Source organism: Caballeronia sp. GAFFF1 (genome assembly GCF_023630705.1).
GTDB lineage: Bacteria > Pseudomonadota > Gammaproteobacteria > Burkholderiales > Burkholderiaceae > Caballeronia.
The window spans coordinates 64,814-82,606 of sequence record NZ_JALQEM010000016.1; the positions used below are offsets into that span (position 1 = coordinate 64,814).

The window sequence follows — 17,793 nt, forward strand, 5'->3', positions numbered from 1 at the left end:
CTTCGCGGAACCAACACATGTCTCAAGCTAACGTCGTCCATCCGCCGCTTTCGGGCGGCAAGCTCGTCATCGGGACGATCGCCGTGTCGCTCGCGGTGTTCATGAACGTGCTCGACACGTCGATCGCGAACGTCTCGATTCCGTCGATTTCGGGCGATCTCGGCGTGTCGTCCGACCAAGGCACGTGGGTCATCACGTCCTTCGCAGTCGCCAACGCGATCTCGGTGCCGCTCACGGGCTGGCTCACGCAGCGGTTCGGACAAGTGCGCCTGTTCCTCGGCTCGATCATCCTGTTCGTGCTCGCGTCGTGGCTGTGCGGCCTCGCGCCGACGCTGCCGTTCCTCTTGGCCGCGCGCGTATTGCAGGGCGCGGTCGCCGGGCCGATGATTCCGCTGTCGCAGACGCTGCTGCTCGCGAGCTATCCGCGCGAGAAGGCACCGATGGCGCTCTCGATGTGGTCGATGACCACGCTCATCGCGCCGGTCGCGGGACCGGTGCTCGGCGGGTGGATCTCCGACAACATCTCGTGGCCCTGGATCTTCTACGTGAACATCCCGGTCGGCTTCGCGGCGGCGCTCGCCACGTTCGCCATCTTCCGCGACCGCGATTCCGCGATTCGCAAGGCGCCTATCGACACGGTCGGCCTCGGGCTGCTCGTGATCTGGGTGGGCTCCTTGCAGATCATGCTCGACAAGGGCAAGGACCTCGACTGGTTCAACTCGACGACCATCGTCGTGCTGGCGCTGATCGCGGTGATTTCGTTCGCGTTCTTCATCGTGTGGGAGCTGACGGCGGAGCATCCGGTCGTCGACCTGTCGCTCTTCGAACTGCGCAACTTCACGGGCGGCACCATTGCGCTGTCGATCGGCTACGGGCTGTACTTCGGCAATCTCGTGCTCCTGCCGCTGTGGCTGCAGACGGACATCGGCTACACGGCGACGAACGCCGGGCTAGTGATGGCGCCGGTCGGCGTGTTCGCCATTCTGCTTTCGCCCATCACGGGCAAGTTCCTGCCGCGCACGGACCCGCGTCGCATCGCGACGGCCGCGTTCCTCGTGTTCGCGCTGTGCTTCTGGATGCGTTCGCGCTACACGACCGGCGTCGATACATGGTCGCTGACGCTGCCGACGCTCATTCAGGGCATCGGCATGGCGGGCTTCTTCATTCCGCTCGTGTCGATCACGCTGTCAGGGTTGCCGGGGCATCGCATTCCGGCGGCGTCGGGCTTGTCGAACTTCGTGCGGATCATGTGCGGCGGCATCGGCACGTCCATCTTCTCGACGGCGTGGGAACATCGGTCGATCGTGCACCATGCGCAACTGGTCGAACAGGCGAACTCGTACAATCCGACCTTCGCCAATTCCATGCAGCAGATGAGCGCGCTCGGCATGTCGAAGGAGCAGACCTACGGGCTCTTCAACAGCATGGCGACGCAGCAGGCCGCGCAGCTCGGCGTGAACGACATGTTCTATATTTCGGCCGGGATTTTCGTGGCGCTGATCGCGCTGATCTGGATTACGCGTCCCGAGCGCTCGGGCGGCGGCGATTCGGCGGCGGCGGCATCGGCGGCGCATTGAGCGAATTGCATCGGCGGAAATGAAAAAGGAGAGGCGCTAGCCTCTCCTTTTCGTTTGTGGATGCACTTGCGGCGGTCGATCAAGACCCGCTCACCACCAACCGCTCAGGGGCGAGCACGCCCTCCGCTGCTCGCGCGACGCCGAGCAGCTTTCCCGCATCGTCGTAGACGCGCACTCGCGTGTCCTCAGCCTGCCAAACGGATGCCGGTTCGCACAGTTCATCCAGGCGCAGCCGCTGACCGTGCCTGAAGCGCCGCGTCGCGTCGTCGTGCAGATGCACAGCGGGGAACGTCGACAGCAGCGCATCGACCGGACGCAACCAGCCATCGCGCTCCGGCTCGGTCGCAGCGGCTAACGCATCCAGCGTCACCGCGCCTTCCAGCGTCAACGCGCCGACTCCGGTGCGACGCAGCGCCGTCAAATGCGCGCCGCAGCCCAACGCCTCGCCGATATCTTCCGCCAGCGTCCGCACATACGTGCCCTTGCTGCACGTCACGCGAAACGTCACGAGCGGCAGCGCGCAGGCGATCGTTTTCAACGCGTGGATCGTGACGTGACGGCCTTCGCGCTCGACCGTCTGCCCGGCGCGGGCGTATTCGTAGAGCGGCTTGCCGTCGCGCTTGAGCGCCGAATACATCGGCGGCACCTGAACGATTTCGCCGAGAAACCGCTGCATCGCCGTTTCGACGGCCGCTTCGTCGCACAGGACGTCGCGCGTCTCGACAGCCTCGCCTTCGGCGTCGCCCGTCGTCGTGCGAATGCCGAGGCGCATCGTCGCTTCGTACGTCTTGTCCGCTTCGAGCAGGTCTTGCGAGAACTTCGTCGCCTCGCCGAAGCACAGCGGCAAAAGACCGGTGGCAAGCGGATCGAGCGTGCCCGTGTGACCCGCCTTCTTCGCCAGATAAAGGCGCTTCGCCTTGATGAGCGCGTCGTTGCTCGACAAACCGAGCGGCTTGTCCAGCAGCAACACGCCGTCGAGCGCGCGGCGCGGGATCTTCGGACCGCCTTTCACTCACGCACCTTCTTCGTCGTCTTTGGCGCGCGTCGCATTGGCTTCGTCGATCAGGCGCGACATCTCGACGGCCTTCTCGATCGTCTTGTCGTAGTGGAAATGCAGCGTCGGCACCGTATGAATGTGCAGGCGCTTGAACAGCAGGTTATGCAGATGACCGGCCGCGTGGTTGAGCGCCTCTTCGGTCTGCTTCGGGTCGCCCGTGAGCGTCGTGAAATAGACCTTCGCGTGCGCGTAGTCGGGCGTCAGCTCGACGCTCTGCATCGTGACGAGGCCGATACGCGGGTCCTTCACCTCGCGCATCAGTTCCGAGAGATCGCGCTGAATCTGGTCCGCAATCTGCACGTTGCGATTCGTGGACGTCCGTCTTTTAGCCATGATCTTGGTTCCTTCCCTTCTCTATCGCCGCGCCAAAGAAAAAGGCGGAGCGAGCCCTCAGGCCCGCTCCGCCTCGAGCTCGGCGTACTAATGCATTACAGCGTGCGAGCCACTTCCGTCACTTCGAAGACTTCCAGTTGATCGCCTTCGACGATGTCGTTGAAGTTCTTGATCGAGATACCGCACTCGAAGCCCTGACGCACTTCCTTGACGTCGTCCTTGAACCGCTTCAGCGAATCCAGCTCGCCGGTGTGGATCACGACGTTGTTGCGGATCACGCGAACCGACGACGTGCGCTTCACGAAACCGTCCGTGACCATACAACCCGCGATCAGACCGACCTTCGGCACACGAATGACCTGACGCACCTCGACCGTGCCCGTCACCGTCTCGCGCTTCTCCGGCGCGAGCATGCCGGACATGGCCGCCTTCACCTCATCCACTGCGTCGTAGATGATGTTGTAGTAGCGAATGTCGATGCCGTTCGATTCGGCCAGCTTGCGGGCTTGCGCATCCGCACGCGTGTTGAAGCCGATGATGACCGCCTTCGACGCGGTCGCCAGGTTGACGTCCGACTCGCTGATCGCGCCGACCGCGCTGTGCACGATCTGCACGCGCACTTCGCCGGTCGAGAGCTTCTGCAGCGACTGTACGAGGGCTTCTTGCGAACCCTGCACGTCCGCCTTGACGATGAGCGGCAGGTTTTGCACTTCGCCTTCGCCCATCTGCTCCAGCATGTTCTCGAGCTTCGCGGCCTGCTGCTTGGCGAGCTTCACGTCGCGGAACTTGCCCTGACGGAACAGCGCGATTTCGCGCGCCTTGCGCTCGTCCGGCAACACGATGACTTCTTCGCCCGCCGCCGGCACTTCCGACAGACCCTGGATTTCCACCGGGATCGACGGACCAGCGGACTTCGTCGGCTTGCCGGTTTCGTCCAGCATGGCGCGCACGCGGCCATAGGCGCTGCCCGCGAGAACCACGTCGCCGCGGTTCAGCGTGCCCGACTGCACCAGAATGGTCGCGACCGGGCCCTTGCCCTTGTCGAGCTTCGCTTCGATCACGAGGCCCTTCGCGCCGGCGTCGACCGGAGCGGTCAATTCCAGCACTTCCGCTTGCAGCGACACGTTTTCCAGCAGATCGTCGATGCCTTTGCCGGTCTTCGCCGACACTTCGATGAACGGGGAATCGCCGCCGTACTCTTCCGGCACCACGCCTTCCGCGACCAGTTCCTGCTTCACGCGGTCCGAGTTCGCCTCGGGCTTGTCGATCTTGTTGATCGCCACGACGATAGGCACGCCGCCCGCCTTCGCGTGCGCGATCGCTTCCTTCGTCTGCGGCATCACGCCGTCGTCGGCTGCGACCACCAGAATGACGATGTCGGTTGCCTTCGCGCCGCGCGCACGCATGGCCGTGAAGGCCTCGTGACCCGGCGTATCCAGGAAGGTGATGACGCCGCGCGGCGTTTCGACGTGATACGCGCCGATATGCTGCGTGATGCCGCCCGCTTCGCCCGCCGCCACTTTCGCGCGACGAATGTAGTCCAAGAGCGAGGTCTTGCCGTGGTCGACGTGGCCCATGACGGTGACGACCGGCGGACGCGGCAGACGCTCTGCCGTTTCCTCGGCGGCTTCGCCTTCGATGAGCAACGCCTCGGGATCGTCCAGCTTCGCCGCGACCGCGCGGTGGCCCAGTTCCTCGACGACGATCATCGCCGTTTCCTGGTCCAGCACCTGGTTGATCGTGACCATCTGGCCGAGCTTCATCATCACCTTGATGACTTCCGAAGCCTTCACCGACATCTTGTGCGCGAGATCGGCCACCGAGATGGTTTCCGGCACGTGCACTTCACGGACGATCGGCTCGGTCGGCGCCTGGAACGACGTCTGTTCCTGATGCTTGCCACGGCCCTTCGGACCACCGCGCCAGCCGCGATCGACGCCGCCGCTCGTGTCGCCGCGCGTCTTGATGCTGCGGCGCTTCGATGCGTCGTCCTGCTGCCAGCCGCCCTTGCCGCCGGCTTTCTTCTTGTCGCCGGTCGGCGCCGTCGTGGCGGGCGCTGCCGCGCCAGGCGCCGGCTTCTTCGCGGCAGCCGGTCGCGCGGCTTGCGCGCCTTCGGGTTTCGCCGGCTTGTGCAGCGTGCCCTTCGCTTCGGCAGCCTTGGCCGCTTCGGCGGGCTTCGCCGCAGGCGCCGGTTCCGGCGCCTTGACCTGCGCCTTGCGCGGCGTGTTCATCATCTCGCGAATGGCGCGCGCTTCGGCTTCCGCCGCTGCACGACGCTTCGCGATGGCTTCCTGTTCGAGACGCGCCTTCTCGGCGGCTTCGCGCGCGGCGTCTTCCGCCTTCTTCGCGGCTTCGCGCTGGGCGGCGCGTTCGCTCGCCGCCTTTTCTTCGGCTGCCTTTTCGGCGGCTTCGCGCTGGGCCGTATCGTCCTGTTTCGGCGGCTTGGCCTCGGCTTTCACCTCGGCAGCGACCGGCGCGCGGGCTTCCTGACGCGCTGCCTGCGCGGCGCGCGAAATCTCCGCGGCCTGCGCGGCGGCCTGCGCGCGGCGCTCGGCTTCCGCTTCCTGGCGGCGACGCTCGGCTTCAGCCGCTTCCTCGCGGGCACGACGCTCCGCTTCTTCCTGTTCGAGACGCGCCTGACGCTCCTTCAACTCGCGCTCTTCGCGCTCGAGTTGCTCCGCGGCGCGGCGCGCTTCTTCCTCGCGGCGCTGCAGTTCGGCCTCGTCGACTTCGTCTTCGACCTGATTCGGCGTCTCTGCCGGCTGCTCGATGCCGGCCTCGTCGCGCTTCACGAACACACGCTTCTTGCGCACCTCGACCTGAATGGTGCGAGCCTTACCCGTTGCGTCGGATTGCTTGATTTCCGACGTATGCCGGCGGGTCAGAGTGATCTTGCGCTTGTCGGCATCGGCGGACCCGTGCGACTTGCGCAAATGATCGAGCAGACGCGCCTTGTCCGTCTCGGACAGGTCGTCGTTCGCGCTCGCTTTCTGGACGCCAGCCGCCTGCAACTGCTCGAGCAGCACGCCCGCAGGCATTTTGAGTTCCGCGGCAAATTGGGCTACGTTGTTACTCGCCATTCATTCCTCTTGATGCAAGGATCAGTCCTTGCGGTTAGATCGGGTCATGCGGCCGAACTGGCCGCGATATTTCAGTGCGCCATGGTCATTTCTCACTGGAACCAGTGTTCACGTGCTTTCATGATCAACGCGCGAGCGTTATCCTCTTCCATCCCGGTCATCTCGACCAGTTCATCTACTGCCAGCTCCGCGAGGTCGTCGCGGGTCTGAATCTGATGCTCCGCGAGCTTCGCGAGAAGCTCGTTGTCCATGCCTTCGAGGCTCTTCAGATCGAGCGCGACGCCTTCGACCTTCTCCTCGTTGGCAATCGCCATCGTGAGCAGCGCGTCACGCGACCGGTTGCGCAGCTCGTGCACGGTGTCTTCGTCGAACGCTTCGATTTCGAGCATCTCGTTGAGCGGCACATAGGCGATTTCTTCGAGGCTCGTGAAGCCTTCGTCGATCAGGATGTCGGCGACTTCCTCGTCCACATCCAGACGCGCCATGAACAGATTGCGCAACTTGCCGCGCTCTTCGTTCTGCTTCAGCGCCGATTCGTCCGGCGTCATGATATTGATCTGCCAGCCGGTGAGCTCGCTGGCGAGTCGAACGTTCTGGCCGCTGCGGCCGATGGCGACCGCGAGTTCGCTCTCGTCCACGACGACGTCCATCGAATGCTTTTCTTCATCGACGACGATCGACTGAACGGCTGCCGGCGCGAGGGCGCCGATCACGAACTGCGCGGGGTCTTCCGACCATAGCACGATGTCGACGTTCTCGCCACCGAGCTCGTTGCGCACGGCCTGCACGCGCGAACCGCGGATGCCCACGCACGTTCCGATCGGGTCGATGCGCTTGTCGTAGGCGATCACCCCGATTTTCGCACGCACGCCGGGATCGCGCGCGGCCGCCTTGATTTCCAGCAGCCCTTGCTCGATTTCCGGCACTTCGAGTTCGAAGAGCTTCATCAGGAATTCGGGCGCGGTGCGCGACAGTTCGATCTGCGGACCGCGCGCCGTGCGGTCGACCTTCGCGATGTACGCGCGCACGCGGTCGCCCACGCGCAGGTTTTCCTTCGGAATCAGCTGGTCGCGGCGCAGCAGCGCTTCCACGCGGCCGGACTCGACGATGAAATTGCCCTTGTCCAGACGCTTGACCGAGCCGGTCATGATCTTTTCGCCGCGCTCGAGGAAGTCGTTCAGGATCTGCTCGCGCTCGGCGTCGCGCACCTTCTGCAAAATGACCTGCTTGGCAGCCTGCGCGCCGATGCGGCCGAATTCGATCGACGGAATGGGTTCCTCGATATAGTCGTCCACTTGCGCGTCAGGCTTTTGCTCTTTCGCTTCAAACAGCAGAATTTCCTGGTCCGGCTCTTGAAGGCCGGCCTCGTCCGGCACCACGCGCCAGCGGCGGAACGTCTCGTGCTCGCCGCTTTCACGGTCGATCGCGACGCGGATATCGACATCTTCCTCGAACAGCTTTTTCGTTGCCGAAGCAAGCGCAGCCTCCAGAGCTGCGTACACCACGTCCTTGTTGACGTTTTTTTCGCGCGCCAGCGCATCCGCCAGCATCAAAACTTCGCGACTCATTGTTTGCGGCTCCTAAAGTCAACTTTGGGGACGAGACGTGCTTTATCGAGGTCCGCGAGCGTGAAATCGAGCATCGCGGCGCCGTCCTTCCCTTCGAATTCCAAACCGATCTTGTCGCCCTCGGGGGCGTGCAGAACGCCGCGGAACGACTTGCGCCCGTCCAGCGGCTTTTTCAATGTGATGACGGCTTCGTTGCCGGCGAAGCGCTCGAAGTCGGCCAGCTTCTTGAGCGGGCGGTCGAGCCCCGGCGACGACACTTCGAGGCGGTCGTAATCGACGTTTTCGACTTCGAGCACATACTGAAGCTGACGCGTGACTTTCTCGCAGTCTTCGATGGCGATACCGGCCGGCTGGTCGATATAAATACGCAGCATGCCGCCTCCCGAACGTTCGAGATCGACAAGCTCGTAGCCCAGGCTCGAGACCGTGGTTTCAATCAGTTCCGTCAGTTGCACAGTTACTCCAAGGTGTTTCGCGCCCGCGCCGCGAAACACCTGCGGGCGAGCGCCTTGACTGGGCGCACCCCTGCTCCCGAGATGCCGAACCAAAAAGCCAAAAAAAAATGGGCGCAACGCCCATCTTTTTCAACCGAGGTCGCACCCGGGCAGTGCAAAAACTATGTGCCCAGCGACTCCGTGATTTTAGCCATTTTTCGGGATAAACGCAAACGTAATGCCCGCGATCGGACCCGTTTCGTGCCAGTTCGCATGCTTTTTTGCTTTATACCGATGGCTCGGCGACGCCTTTTTCGGTGGATCGGCCGCAGGCGCACCCGCGACCGACCGAAACGACGCGTCAACGCGCGTTCAACGCCCGCGCGTGCGGTTGCGCGGGCCGCGTCCGGCGCCCGCCTTGCCTTGCCCCGCGCCTTGCTGCCCGCCGCCCTGACGGTTGCCGCGCGTGCCGTTGCCGCCCGCCGGACGCTTGGCCGGCCCGTTCATGCCTTGCGGACCCTGTCCGCGCGCATTGCGCTGTCCCGAGCGGGCGCCGTTCGCGCGATTGCCACTCGGCTCATTGCCGATGCGGTTGCCGTTCGGCTCACGGCCGCCTCGCCGGCCCGGGCCGCCGGCGTTGCCGGTATTGCCCGTGTTGCCGCCGAAGCCGCCCATCCCGCTCGCGCCGAACGCGCCGGGAAGCCCGCCCGCGCCGCCGCGGCGGCCGCCGCGCGCCGGCGTCTGCGCCGCGCGCAAGTGCGAGCTCAAGACCGGCTCGCGCGTGATGAAGCCCATCGACGTCTGCATCGGATCCGGCTGAACGCGCGGCGCGGCGCTGCGTCCGCCCTTTTCGGCCGTCGGCGCCTTGAGGCCGACCGCCGCCATCAGGCTGCGCACCTGGTTGTCTTCCAGCTCTTCCCAGCGACCCCGCTTGAGCCCGCGCGGCAATGCGATCGGACCGTGGCGGGTGCGGATGAGTCGGCTGACCATGAGCCCCGCCGCCTCGAACATGCGGCGCACTTCGCGATTGCGGCCTTCCGCCAGCGCGACGTGGTACCAATGGTTCGTGCCTTCGCCGCCGCCGTCCTGGATGCGCAGGAAGTTGGCCGGGCCGTCGTCGAGCTCCACGCCTTTGAGCAGCTTCTGCTTCATTCCCTCGGACAACTGACCGACGACGCGCACCGCATATTCACGCTCGACGCTATAGCGCGGGTGCATGAACCGGTTCGCCAGATCGCCGGAGGTGGTCAGCAGCAGAAGCCCTTCCGTATTGAAGTCGAGCCGGCCGACCGCGAGCCACTTCGCCGTCTTCATCGACGGGAGCTTGTCGAACACGGACGGACGGCCTTCCGGGTCCGCGTGACTGACGATCTCGCCCGTCGGCTTGTGATACAGCAGGATGCGCGGCGGCTTGCTCGCGAGCTTGCGCTTGAGCGGTTTGCCGTTGATGCGCACCTGGTCGGTCGGCATGATGCGCTGCCCGATGTGCGCGGGCTCGCCGTTCACCGACACGCGCCCCGCGATGATCAATTCCTCCATGTCGCGCCGCGATCCCATGCCGGCGTCGGCCAGCACCTTGTGCAGCTTCGGGGCGTCGTCGTCCGGTTCCAGCACGCGCTTTTGCTGGGGCGCGTTGCGGCCACGGCGCAGCATCGGCGCGCGCACGCCCGCCGAGCCGTTGTCCGCGTCGAATGCCGGGGACGTGACGTACGCGAAGACGTCGTCGACGGCGGCGGCGGCCGCGCTCTCGACCGTCGCCGGGCCTGCATCGTTGCGCTTGCCGCTGCGCGGCTGCCGTTCACGCTTTTGCGGCGCGGTCTTGCGCTGGCCGCCCTCACGCGGCGCGGATGCTGCCGCTTCGACGGACGCTTCCACGGCGACTTCTCCGTCATCGCGACGCCCTCGCTTGCGGCCACTTTGCCGCGCGGCGTCCTGCTGGTCGTCCGCCGTGTCGCGCTTGGGGTCACGCTTAGGGTCACGCTTCGCTGCCGGCTTTCGCGGCGCCTTCGCGCCCGCTTCCGCGCGCGGCGCGCGCGCCTGCGCGGCGGCGGCGCCGTCCGGCTGCGGTGCTTCGGTCGCGGCGTCCGGCGCGCCATCCGCGCCCTTGGTCTTGGCGACAGCCCGGCGTCGTGCGATCAGACTGCGCGGACCGCGGCGCAGGCCGCGGCGCGGACGATCGTCGCCCTCGGCGCTCTCGTCGGTGCGCGTGCGTTCGCCGGCATCGGCCGACTCATGGGCGTCCGCGCCATGCACGGGGCGCGCGGATTCGGGCGAATCGCTGTCGTGGGAGTGTGTCAAAACAACCTCAAATGTCGAATGCGCACCCTTGGCGGGCGCGTCAAAAATTTCCGCTGACCGGTCCGGCTCGTCGTCTTCGACGTGATGTTTTATCGAGAGCCGGTTGAATCAGGGGCCATGCAATTGCGTCAGGCGCGGCGCGCCTTCGGTTCTTCGTCGGATTCGCCGTCGTTCAGGTCGGCGTCGTTCAGTTCGACGCCGCTCGATGGGCGGGCGTCGGTCGCATCGTGTTCTCGATGTGTGCCAGCGTCGCCTGCGTCGGCCAGCGCAGGCGCTTCTTCTGAATCGGATGCATCGGGCGCAGGCATCAGGCGGACCTCGGTAAGCGCGGGCCCGTCCGTCTTTTCGCCCGCACGAAGCGTTCCGGCCTCGGATGCTTCGCCCGGCGCAGCGTCCGTCATGTCGGTGATTTCCGGCATCGCGGCTTCCGGCGCGGCGTTCGTCAGGATCGCTTCTGCCGGATGCGCGACGGCCATCGTGCCGTCCACCGCGGTTTCGCCGGGAGATGACTGCGCGGCTGCGCCGTCCGCAAACTCGATCGAATGCTGCGCGAGCAGCGACGCCTCGAATTGCGCCGACGGGTTGTCCAGCGCCGGCAGTTCGTCGAGCGCGGTCAGGCCGAGGTCGTCGAGGAACTGCTTGGTCGTGGCGTACAGCGCGGGCCGGCCGGGCACGTCGCGATGTCCGATGACCTCGATCCACCCGCGATCTTCCAGTTGCTTCACCACCTGCGTATTCACCGTCACGCCTCGAATCTCTTCGATATCGCCGCGCGTGACCGGCTGCCGATAAGCAATAATGGCGAGCGTTTCGAGCACTGCCCGCGAGTATTTCGGCGGCTTTTCGGGATTGAGCCGGTCGAGATAAGTCCGCATGGCGGGCTTGCTCTGGAAGCGCCATCCCGACGCAAGCGCCACCAGCTCGACGCCGCGCCCCGACCAATCAGCCTGTAGTCCTTCGAGCAGCGTGCGCACCGTATCGGCCGAAATGTCCTCGGCGAAGAGCTTGCGCAATTCACTCACCCGCAGCGGTTCCTGCGCGCAGATCAAAGCAGTCTCGAGGACGATTTTCGCCTCTTGGGTATTCATGCAGCTTGGGTCAACCCTTAATGGTCAATGATCCGGTTCAAAACGAGCCTGAGCGAGTTCGAACGTCACCGAAGCGGTGCGCACGATGCAGCTGGACGCGGAGTTTCAAGACGCGCTCGCCCGATTGTAATCGGTCATATTGATTGGGAGCACGCACCGGGGAGAGGCGACAATGGGCGATCGGTGAGCGAATCGCCGGGCCATCCCAGCCGGACGAGGTGGCGCTTTCCTAGGCGAAAGCGCGTGACTGAGCGCCATATTACGCAAAAAGAACCGGGGCGTAAAGGTGATCGATTACGCCCCGCTCGACTCACTTGCCGCTGATTCAATCCTCGCGCGGCCCTTACTTCGCGCCTTGCGCCGACAAAAAGCGCCGCAGGCGTTCGACGCCCACGTCGAGGCGTGCCGGGTCGCAGGCGTAGCACCAGCGCACGAAGCCTTCGCCTTCCGCGCCGAATGCGCTGCCCGGCGCGAGCCCGAGTCCCGCCTCTTTCACCAGCGCCTTGCACAGTTCCAGGCTGCGCTCGGCGCCCGGCAGCGAGAAGAGCAGGTACATCGCACCGTCGGGGGCGCGCACGTCGACCCCTTCTATACGCTGCAGCGCGTTCACCAGATGATCGCGGCTCGCGCGCAGGTCCGCGACAAGCGATTGCGTGAACGGCTCGCCCTGTTCCACTGCGACGATGCCCGCCTGCTGCACGAACGACGGCGCGCACGACGTGTTGTACTCCACGAGCTTGCCGAGATCGTCCATCAGGCGCGCGGGCGCGACCAGCCAGCCGAGCCGCCAGCCGGTCATGAGCCACGCCTTCGAGAACGAATTGACCGCGATCACGCGCTCGTCGCGATCTGCAAGATCGAGGAAAGACGGCGCCACGTTCGCGCCCGAACCGTAATACAGGCGCTCGTAGACCTCGTCCGCCACGATCCAGATGCCGTGGCGCCGGCAATGGTCGAGCACGATGCGCTGCTCGTCGCGCGTCATCGTCCAGCCGGTCGGGTTGTTCGGCGAGTTGATCATCAGCATGCGCGTGGACGGCGTGAGCGCGGCGAGCAGCCGGTCCAGATCGAGCGTCCATCCGCGCTCGCCGTAGGTCAGCGAGACCGTTTCGACCGTCGCGCCGAGAATCTTCGGAATCTCGACGAGGTTCGGCCACAGCGGCGTCACCGCGACCACGCGGTCGCCCGCGCCCGCGACGAGTTGCGCGGCAAGCATCAGCGCGTTCACGCCCGCGCTCGTCACTGCGATGTGATCGGCGGGCGTCGCGCCGTGCAGCGCGCTGACGTAGCGGCCGAGCGCCTCGCGCAGCGGCGCGATGCCCAGATTGTGCGTGTAGAACGTCGCGCCGTCGGCGAGCGCGCGGCTCGCCGCATCGCGAATGAATTCGGGCGTGACCCGGTCCGATTCGCCGAACCAGAACGGCAGCACGTCCGGCACGCCGAATCCGGCGTTCGCGACTTCGCGAATCTGCGAGGGACGCAACGCCCGCACGGCGTCGCGCGCGTTCGGCGCGCCGCCCGCGTGCGTCTGCGCCGTCAAGCCGCCCAATTCAGCGATTACCGCGCCTTCCGATTCACTCATCGCCCGCTCCGTCGAAAAGGAACAAGTCTAACGCGAGCGCGATAAAAAGCGCGGCCTTCACAGCTCTTCGGCGCGTCGCGGCAGCCCCGCGATCAGCGACCAGACCGACTGCGCCGCCGGCGACAGCGAGCGGTCGCGCCGCCGCACCAGTTCCACCGTGCGTTCGGCGCGCGGTTCGAGCGGCAGCGCGACGAGCGACGAATCCGCCGGCAACGGCAACGCAAGCCACGGCAGCACGCTCACGCCGACGCCCGCTTCCACCAGCCCGAACACGGTCGCCGAATGACCGAGTTCCTGCACCACCTGCGCCTCGACACCGTGCTGCTGCATGACGGCATCGATAATCGGACGGCTGCCCGATGCGTAGTCCAGCATGACGAGCCGCTCGCCCGCGAGCGCCTCCCAGGGCGCGGCGCGTTCGTGCGCGAGAGGATGATCGCGCCGCGCGACAAGGCAGAAGGAATCGGTCATCACGGCTTCGCCATGCAGATCGTCTGCGGAGAACGGACCGATCACGACGCCGAAATCCACTTCGCCCGACTTCACCTTGCGAAGCACGTCTGACTGGACGTCGTCCCGCAGGCTGAGCGTGACGAGCGGAAACTGTCGCGAGCACGACGCGATCACACGCGGCATCAGCCGGCACGCGATCGTGGGGCTCGCCGCGACGATCACCCGGCCGCGACGCTGCTGCCCCAGATCGCGCGCTTCGCGCAGGGCCTCGTCCAGATCCGCGAGCAGGCGCGACACGGTGCCGACGAGATCCATGCCGACATCGGTCAGTTGCACTTCGCGCGTGGTCCGGTCGATCAGTTTCAGTCCGATTTCGCTCTCCAGCTCGCGCACGGAGCGGCTCACCGCTGACTGCGTCAAGCCGATCTCAGCGCCGGCGCGGCTGAAGCTGCGCAGCCGCGACACTTCAATAAAGACGCGCAGTTGGCGCAACGTCACGTTCAGGGAGGCGTTCATTCCAGCGATTCATGAAAAGCATGGTCTCATGCGAAATTATAGGCCATCACAACCGTTTCGCTGCGGTGCAGCAAACGGATCGAAACGCACGCCGGGAGGGCTTCCTGCACAGGATTGGTGATTTTCCCGATTTCTTAATCAATCGGATTCGGGTCTGATACGGGCCATGCTGGCATCGCGTCAGCCTACTGCCATGCGGGTTTCGCGGATTTCGCGACGTGCATGGCATGGTTCTCGCATTTCATTGCGCACAGAGGTCGAAGCACAGCGGACGTATCGGAAACTGGTTTGCCGCAGCCGCTTCGGCCTTCCCTGGATTCGTTCATCGGATTCGACCAGAGTGCGCGGCGCGGGGCAGCGCACCGGGGTTAGCTTCGCTGAGGTGAGATATGGTGCTGTTCGACGATTTGAGAGATAACGAGTGGGCGCTGGTTGAGGCGTTGTTCTGTTCCGAGCCCGCGCGCAGCGAGCGGCGCGGCCGGCCGCGCGTCGAAGCGCGGTCGGTGGTCAACGCCGTGCTGTGGGTGCTGTCGACGGGCGAAGGCTGGTCGAAGCTGCCGGGCCGTTATCCCTCGCCCCCCACCTGCCGCCGTCGCTTCGACGAATGGCAGGCCGATGGCACGCTCGCGGAAATCGTGAAGCGTCTGTCGAGCAACGGCCGCGAGGTGTCGCTGCGCGGGCGTATCGGATCGAGCGCGGTGAAGCCGCCGGCTCCGCCGAGCCGCGATCGACTGCGCGGCGCGTTCTGGACCAATCCCGAATCGTGGCGCGCGCCGGCCAAGATGGCCTGAGCCTACTGCATCACACGTCGAAGCCGGTTCTGCCGGCTTCGATCGCTTTCCGGCGTTGTTTTGCCCACCTCGCGCGGTTCCTTGCGCGATACAACTCTTTACGATTGCTTACAGCGCCGCGACGAATCGAGGCTTAGCGTGACGAGTGACCCAACAGGTCCGATCAGGGCTTCAGGACACTCTCATGAAGGTTTCGACACTGCTCGTGCGTGGCGTCTTGGCGGGGCTCGCCGGCGCGGCGTCCGTTGCTCACGCGCAGCCGCCTGCATCCGATCTGCACCTCAGCGCGAAGACGGCGGCGCCCGCGTCGCCCGACGCCGCGCGCGCCCGCGCCGCGACGCCGCCTGCGCCGCGCGGCGATTTGCGCGGCGACATTGCGAGCAACGTGCGCGCTCGGCCGGACAACGACCGCGACGACCGCTCGCCGCATCACTGAATCTTTGGGCAACGAGGCGCGATTCGCGCGGAACCCGGCGAGTCGGCAGCAGTCACACCCAGTGCCATGAGCACAGCATGGCAACAGTGGAATCCGGTCTGCCCGTGTCCTCGGACACGGGCTTTTTTTCGACCGGACTTCACGCGCTCTTGCGCTGCGCGCGTCGCCTCAAATTCTGGCTTCGAGCACCGCTTCGTGGCCACCGAAGATATATGGTTCGGTGCGTCGTAAATCCCAGTCGATGGAACGCTCATCGCGCGAGAGCCGCGTGAACTCCTGTTTTCCTCGCTCGGTGACGACGGCGATATCGACCGGCGCATGAAATCCCGGCGCTGGCGCGACGGTGCGTTGCCGCGCGAGCTCGAGCAGCCCGAGGGCGCGAAGGTGGTCGAAACCCTTGGGGCGTTTCGCCCACGGAACTTGACGATACTGCGCCCGGCGAAGTGCTTCGAGTACCGCTTCGTTGGAATACGTGGTCATCTCGTTTTTTCTTCCTGTGCAGCCGTGACGACGCTCGTGACGGTCGCAAGACGGTCCGCGACGTCGACTAAACGCGGCGCGCCGAATTTCACGCGGGCGAACGATTCGAGCGTTCGCTGCCTGAATGTTTGGCCGCCGCTTGCGCTAGGTGCTGCTTTCTATTAAAAGCCCCCGTTGAGAGCGCGCTGATCGCGCGCTTTCCTGCGACAACCGCCGATGCGCTCTGACCACGCGATGACGGAGCAAATTGCCCTGAAACCAATACGTTACTCCAATTAAATTGGTTCTATTTACTTTATTGCTGCTTTTTTTTGCATTGTTTGCGTTTTGCAAGCGCCTTCGTGCGGCGATTGTCATCATCACCCTGCTGCTCGCCTGGGGCCTCGGGAGCGGTTGGCTCGCGAGGCCGCTGCTGCGCATCGCGCAGCACGGCTACGAAGAAACCATACCGCCCTCCTTCGCGCCGAAAACCACCATCGTCTTGATGGGCGGGGGCACGGACCGGCGTCATGGCCAACTCGTGCCGAAGAGCGATTCGGTGCCGCGCATCGCCGCGGCGGCGCGGGTGTATCGGCAATGCCGGGACACCGGCGCTTCGTGCCGCGTGATCCTGAGCGGCGGCGATCCCCAACACCACGGACAGGCCGAAGCCGACAACTACGCGCCGTATGTCCTGGCCCAGGGCGTCGCACCGGCCGATCTGACGCGCGAGAACAAGAGCCTCAACACGTACCAGAACGCGCAGAACGTAGCCGCCATCTTAGGCAACGCCCATGACACTGCTTTGATCGTCATCACGTCCGCGTATCACATGCGACGTTCGGTCCGAGCCTTCGAAGCGTTCGGCTACGAGCCGCAGCCCTATGTCTCGGATGTGCGTGAGAATCGGCTGACGTTATTGCCGCGATACAGAAGCCTGGAGAACAGCGAGCTTGCGCTGCACGAGCTGGTCGGGCTCGCGCGTTTTCACGTCTGGCGCTGGCTGCACCTGTACTAGCGCATCACCGGCGTATACCAAAATAATCAGGACTGGAAAGTACCTGTGCGCGCCGGTATGATTCCGCTCCGGCTGGCATGGCCGGGCCGGTATCGTCGTCCGACACACCGCTGACCTGATCTCGGCCTATGATGGACGCAGTCAGGCGTACGCGCATTCCGTCACGGATGCGCGCCCAAAGCCAGGCGGGAGCGATTTTTGCTCTGATGTATCTGTCTTTCCAACCGGATCGGACAGGCGATTCCCGGGTTCAACTGCTACTAGGAGGTAACAATGAAGAAAGTGTCCCTGGCTGTTCTGTTGTCCCTGAGCGCGGTCGCATCGGCCTACGCGCAGAGCGAACAAGGCGTGACGATGAGCACCGATCCCGCACGGATCGCGGACATCGAATCGCGCGCGCAGAATCTGCAATCGCAGCAATCCAGCATGCAAAACATGCAGATGGATCAATCGAGCACCATGCACAAGTCGGGTCATCACAAGAAGTCGCACGGCAAGTCGATGCAGCATTCGGCCGAGTAAGGACCTGTGTCGCCGGCCTGCTTCTGGCGGGTCGCGCCGCGCCGTCATCGCAGTGCATGAACGCGATGACGGCGAGAACCGTCGTACGGGCGATCAGCCGCGCGCTGCGCGATGCGCCACCCAGTCGCCGCCCTCGATGCGCGGCAAGCCCTGCACCGCACTCGCGGTTACCGGATAGATGAGGCAATCGACATGCGTCGCCTCGCCGTCTAGTTCGACATCCACATGCAGCCGGTGCGCGCGAAACAGTCCCTCGACGCCCGGATACACTTCCTCGATCTCGTCCAGCACGGCGACGAGCGCATCCTCGATGCGATAAACGTCTCCTTTGACCGGTGTTCCGCCCTCCTCGTCGAGAACGAGGCCGGGATAAGCGCCGAAATCGTAGAGCCGGCCACGCGCGTGCGCCGTGCCGATCCATTGCGGCGCCGCGATCCCGCTGCGCTCAGCCGCGCGATTGATGTCATTGATTTCGCCCGCGCGCAGCGTGCCGTACACGAAAACATATTGCATCGAAGGAACCGCTCCTTTCGCTAGTCGCCGAGATGCGCATTATCGCCGCCCAATAAAGCGCCGACGGA

General features: G+C 65.0%; 17 protein-coding genes. 5 read left to right on the forward strand and 12 right to left on the reverse strand.

Annotated elements, in window-relative coordinates:
- Positions 1-17 precede the first annotated feature (17 nt).
- Positions 18-1,577, forward strand: a complete 1,560-nt coding sequence (locus tag NCR37_RS07780) for a DHA2 family efflux MFS transporter permease subunit (RefSeq protein ID WP_250472497.1) — start codon at positions 18-20, stop codon at positions 1,575-1,577.
- Positions 1,578-1,656: 79 nt separating this feature from the next.
- Here NCR37_RS07780 and truB read toward each other — a convergent pair whose 3' ends face one another.
- The 9 genes from truB to NCR37_RS07825 form a co-directional block, all read right to left on the reverse strand.
- Positions 1,657-2,589 (reverse strand): tRNA pseudouridine(55) synthase TruB, encoded by a 933-nt coding sequence (gene truB, locus NCR37_RS07785; RefSeq protein WP_250472498.1) that lies wholly within the window; start codon positions 2,587-2,589, stop codon positions 1,657-1,659.
- A complete protein-coding gene (gene rbfA, locus NCR37_RS07790; RefSeq protein ID WP_175940501.1) occupies positions 2,590-2,967 on the reverse strand; it encodes a 30S ribosome-binding factor RbfA in 378 nt (125 codons plus the stop codon).
- Between the two features lie 95 nt (positions 2,968-3,062).
- Entirely contained in the window at positions 3,063-6,047 is a 2,985-nt protein-coding gene (gene infB / locus NCR37_RS07795; RefSeq protein ID WP_250472499.1) for a translation initiation factor IF-2, read from the reverse strand.
- 92 nt (positions 6,048-6,139) lie between these two features.
- Positions 6,140-7,615, reverse strand: a complete 1,476-nt coding sequence (nusA, locus tag NCR37_RS07800) for a transcription termination factor NusA (RefSeq protein WP_175940503.1) — start codon at positions 7,613-7,615, stop codon at positions 6,140-6,142.
- Positions 7,612-8,070, reverse strand: a complete 459-nt coding sequence (gene rimP, locus NCR37_RS07805) for a ribosome maturation factor RimP (protein WP_175940666.1) — start codon at positions 8,068-8,070, stop codon at positions 7,612-7,614. The genes nusA and rimP overlap by 4 nt, the downstream gene beginning before the upstream one ends.
- 351 nt (positions 8,071-8,421) lie before the next feature.
- Positions 8,422-10,347: a 23S rRNA pseudouridine(2605) synthase RluB gene (gene rluB / locus NCR37_RS07810; RefSeq protein ID WP_250472500.1), complete on the reverse strand. Its 1,926-nt coding sequence runs from the start codon at positions 10,345-10,347 to the stop codon at positions 8,422-8,424.
- A 128-nt stretch (positions 10,348-10,475) separates the two neighbouring features.
- Positions 10,476-11,435, reverse strand: a complete 960-nt coding sequence (gene scpB / locus NCR37_RS07815) for an SMC-Scp complex subunit ScpB (protein ID WP_250472501.1) — start codon at positions 11,433-11,435, stop codon at positions 10,476-10,478.
- A 343-nt stretch (positions 11,436-11,778) separates the two neighbouring features.
- The gene (locus NCR37_RS07820; protein WP_250472502.1) at positions 11,779-13,017 is read right to left on the reverse strand and encodes a pyridoxal phosphate-dependent aminotransferase; all 1,239 of its coding nucleotides are present in this window, start codon (positions 13,015-13,017) and stop codon (positions 11,779-11,781) included.
- Positions 13,018-13,074: 57 nt separating this feature from the next.
- Positions 13,075-13,974, reverse strand: a complete 900-nt coding sequence (locus NCR37_RS07825) for a LysR family transcriptional regulator (protein ID WP_250472529.1) — start codon at positions 13,972-13,974, stop codon at positions 13,075-13,077.
- A 401-nt stretch (positions 13,975-14,375) separates the two neighbouring features.
- On the opposite strand from NCR37_RS07825, the gene NCR37_RS07830 reads away from it, so the two are divergent.
- Complete coding sequence (locus NCR37_RS07830) at positions 14,376-14,777, forward strand: transposase (RefSeq protein WP_035969202.1); 402 nt, start codon at positions 14,376-14,378, stop codon at positions 14,775-14,777.
- Between the two features lie 184 nt (positions 14,778-14,961).
- On the forward strand, positions 14,962-15,213 hold the full coding sequence (locus NCR37_RS07835) for a hypothetical protein (protein WP_250472503.1): 252 nt from the start codon (positions 14,962-14,964) through the stop codon (positions 15,211-15,213).
- Positions 15,214-15,381: 168 nt separating this feature from the next.
- Here NCR37_RS07835 and NCR37_RS07840 read toward each other — a convergent pair whose 3' ends face one another.
- Complete coding sequence (locus NCR37_RS07840) at positions 15,382-15,693, reverse strand: hypothetical protein (RefSeq protein ID WP_159836413.1); 312 nt, start codon at positions 15,691-15,693, stop codon at positions 15,382-15,384.
- 295 nt (positions 15,694-15,988) lie between these two features.
- A complete protein-coding gene (locus tag NCR37_RS07845; protein WP_250472531.1) occupies positions 15,989-16,204 on the reverse strand; it encodes a hypothetical protein in 216 nt (71 codons plus the stop codon).
- Between NCR37_RS07845 and NCR37_RS07850 the strand changes: the two genes are divergently transcribed.
- Positions 16,178-16,690 (forward strand): YdcF family protein, encoded by a 513-nt coding sequence (locus tag NCR37_RS07850; protein ID WP_250472530.1) that lies wholly within the window; start codon positions 16,178-16,180, stop codon positions 16,688-16,690. The genes NCR37_RS07845 and NCR37_RS07850 overlap by 27 nt on opposite strands.
- 273 nt (positions 16,691-16,963) lie before the next feature.
- Positions 16,964-17,212 (forward strand): hypothetical protein, encoded by a 249-nt coding sequence (locus tag NCR37_RS07855; protein WP_250472504.1) that lies wholly within the window; start codon positions 16,964-16,966, stop codon positions 17,210-17,212.
- Positions 17,213-17,305: 93 nt separating this feature from the next.
- Here NCR37_RS07855 and NCR37_RS07860 read toward each other — a convergent pair whose 3' ends face one another.
- Positions 17,306-17,725 (reverse strand): gamma-glutamylcyclotransferase family protein, encoded by a 420-nt coding sequence (locus NCR37_RS07860; protein ID WP_250472505.1) that lies wholly within the window; start codon positions 17,723-17,725, stop codon positions 17,306-17,308.
- Between the last annotated feature and the right edge of the window lie 68 nt (positions 17,726-17,793).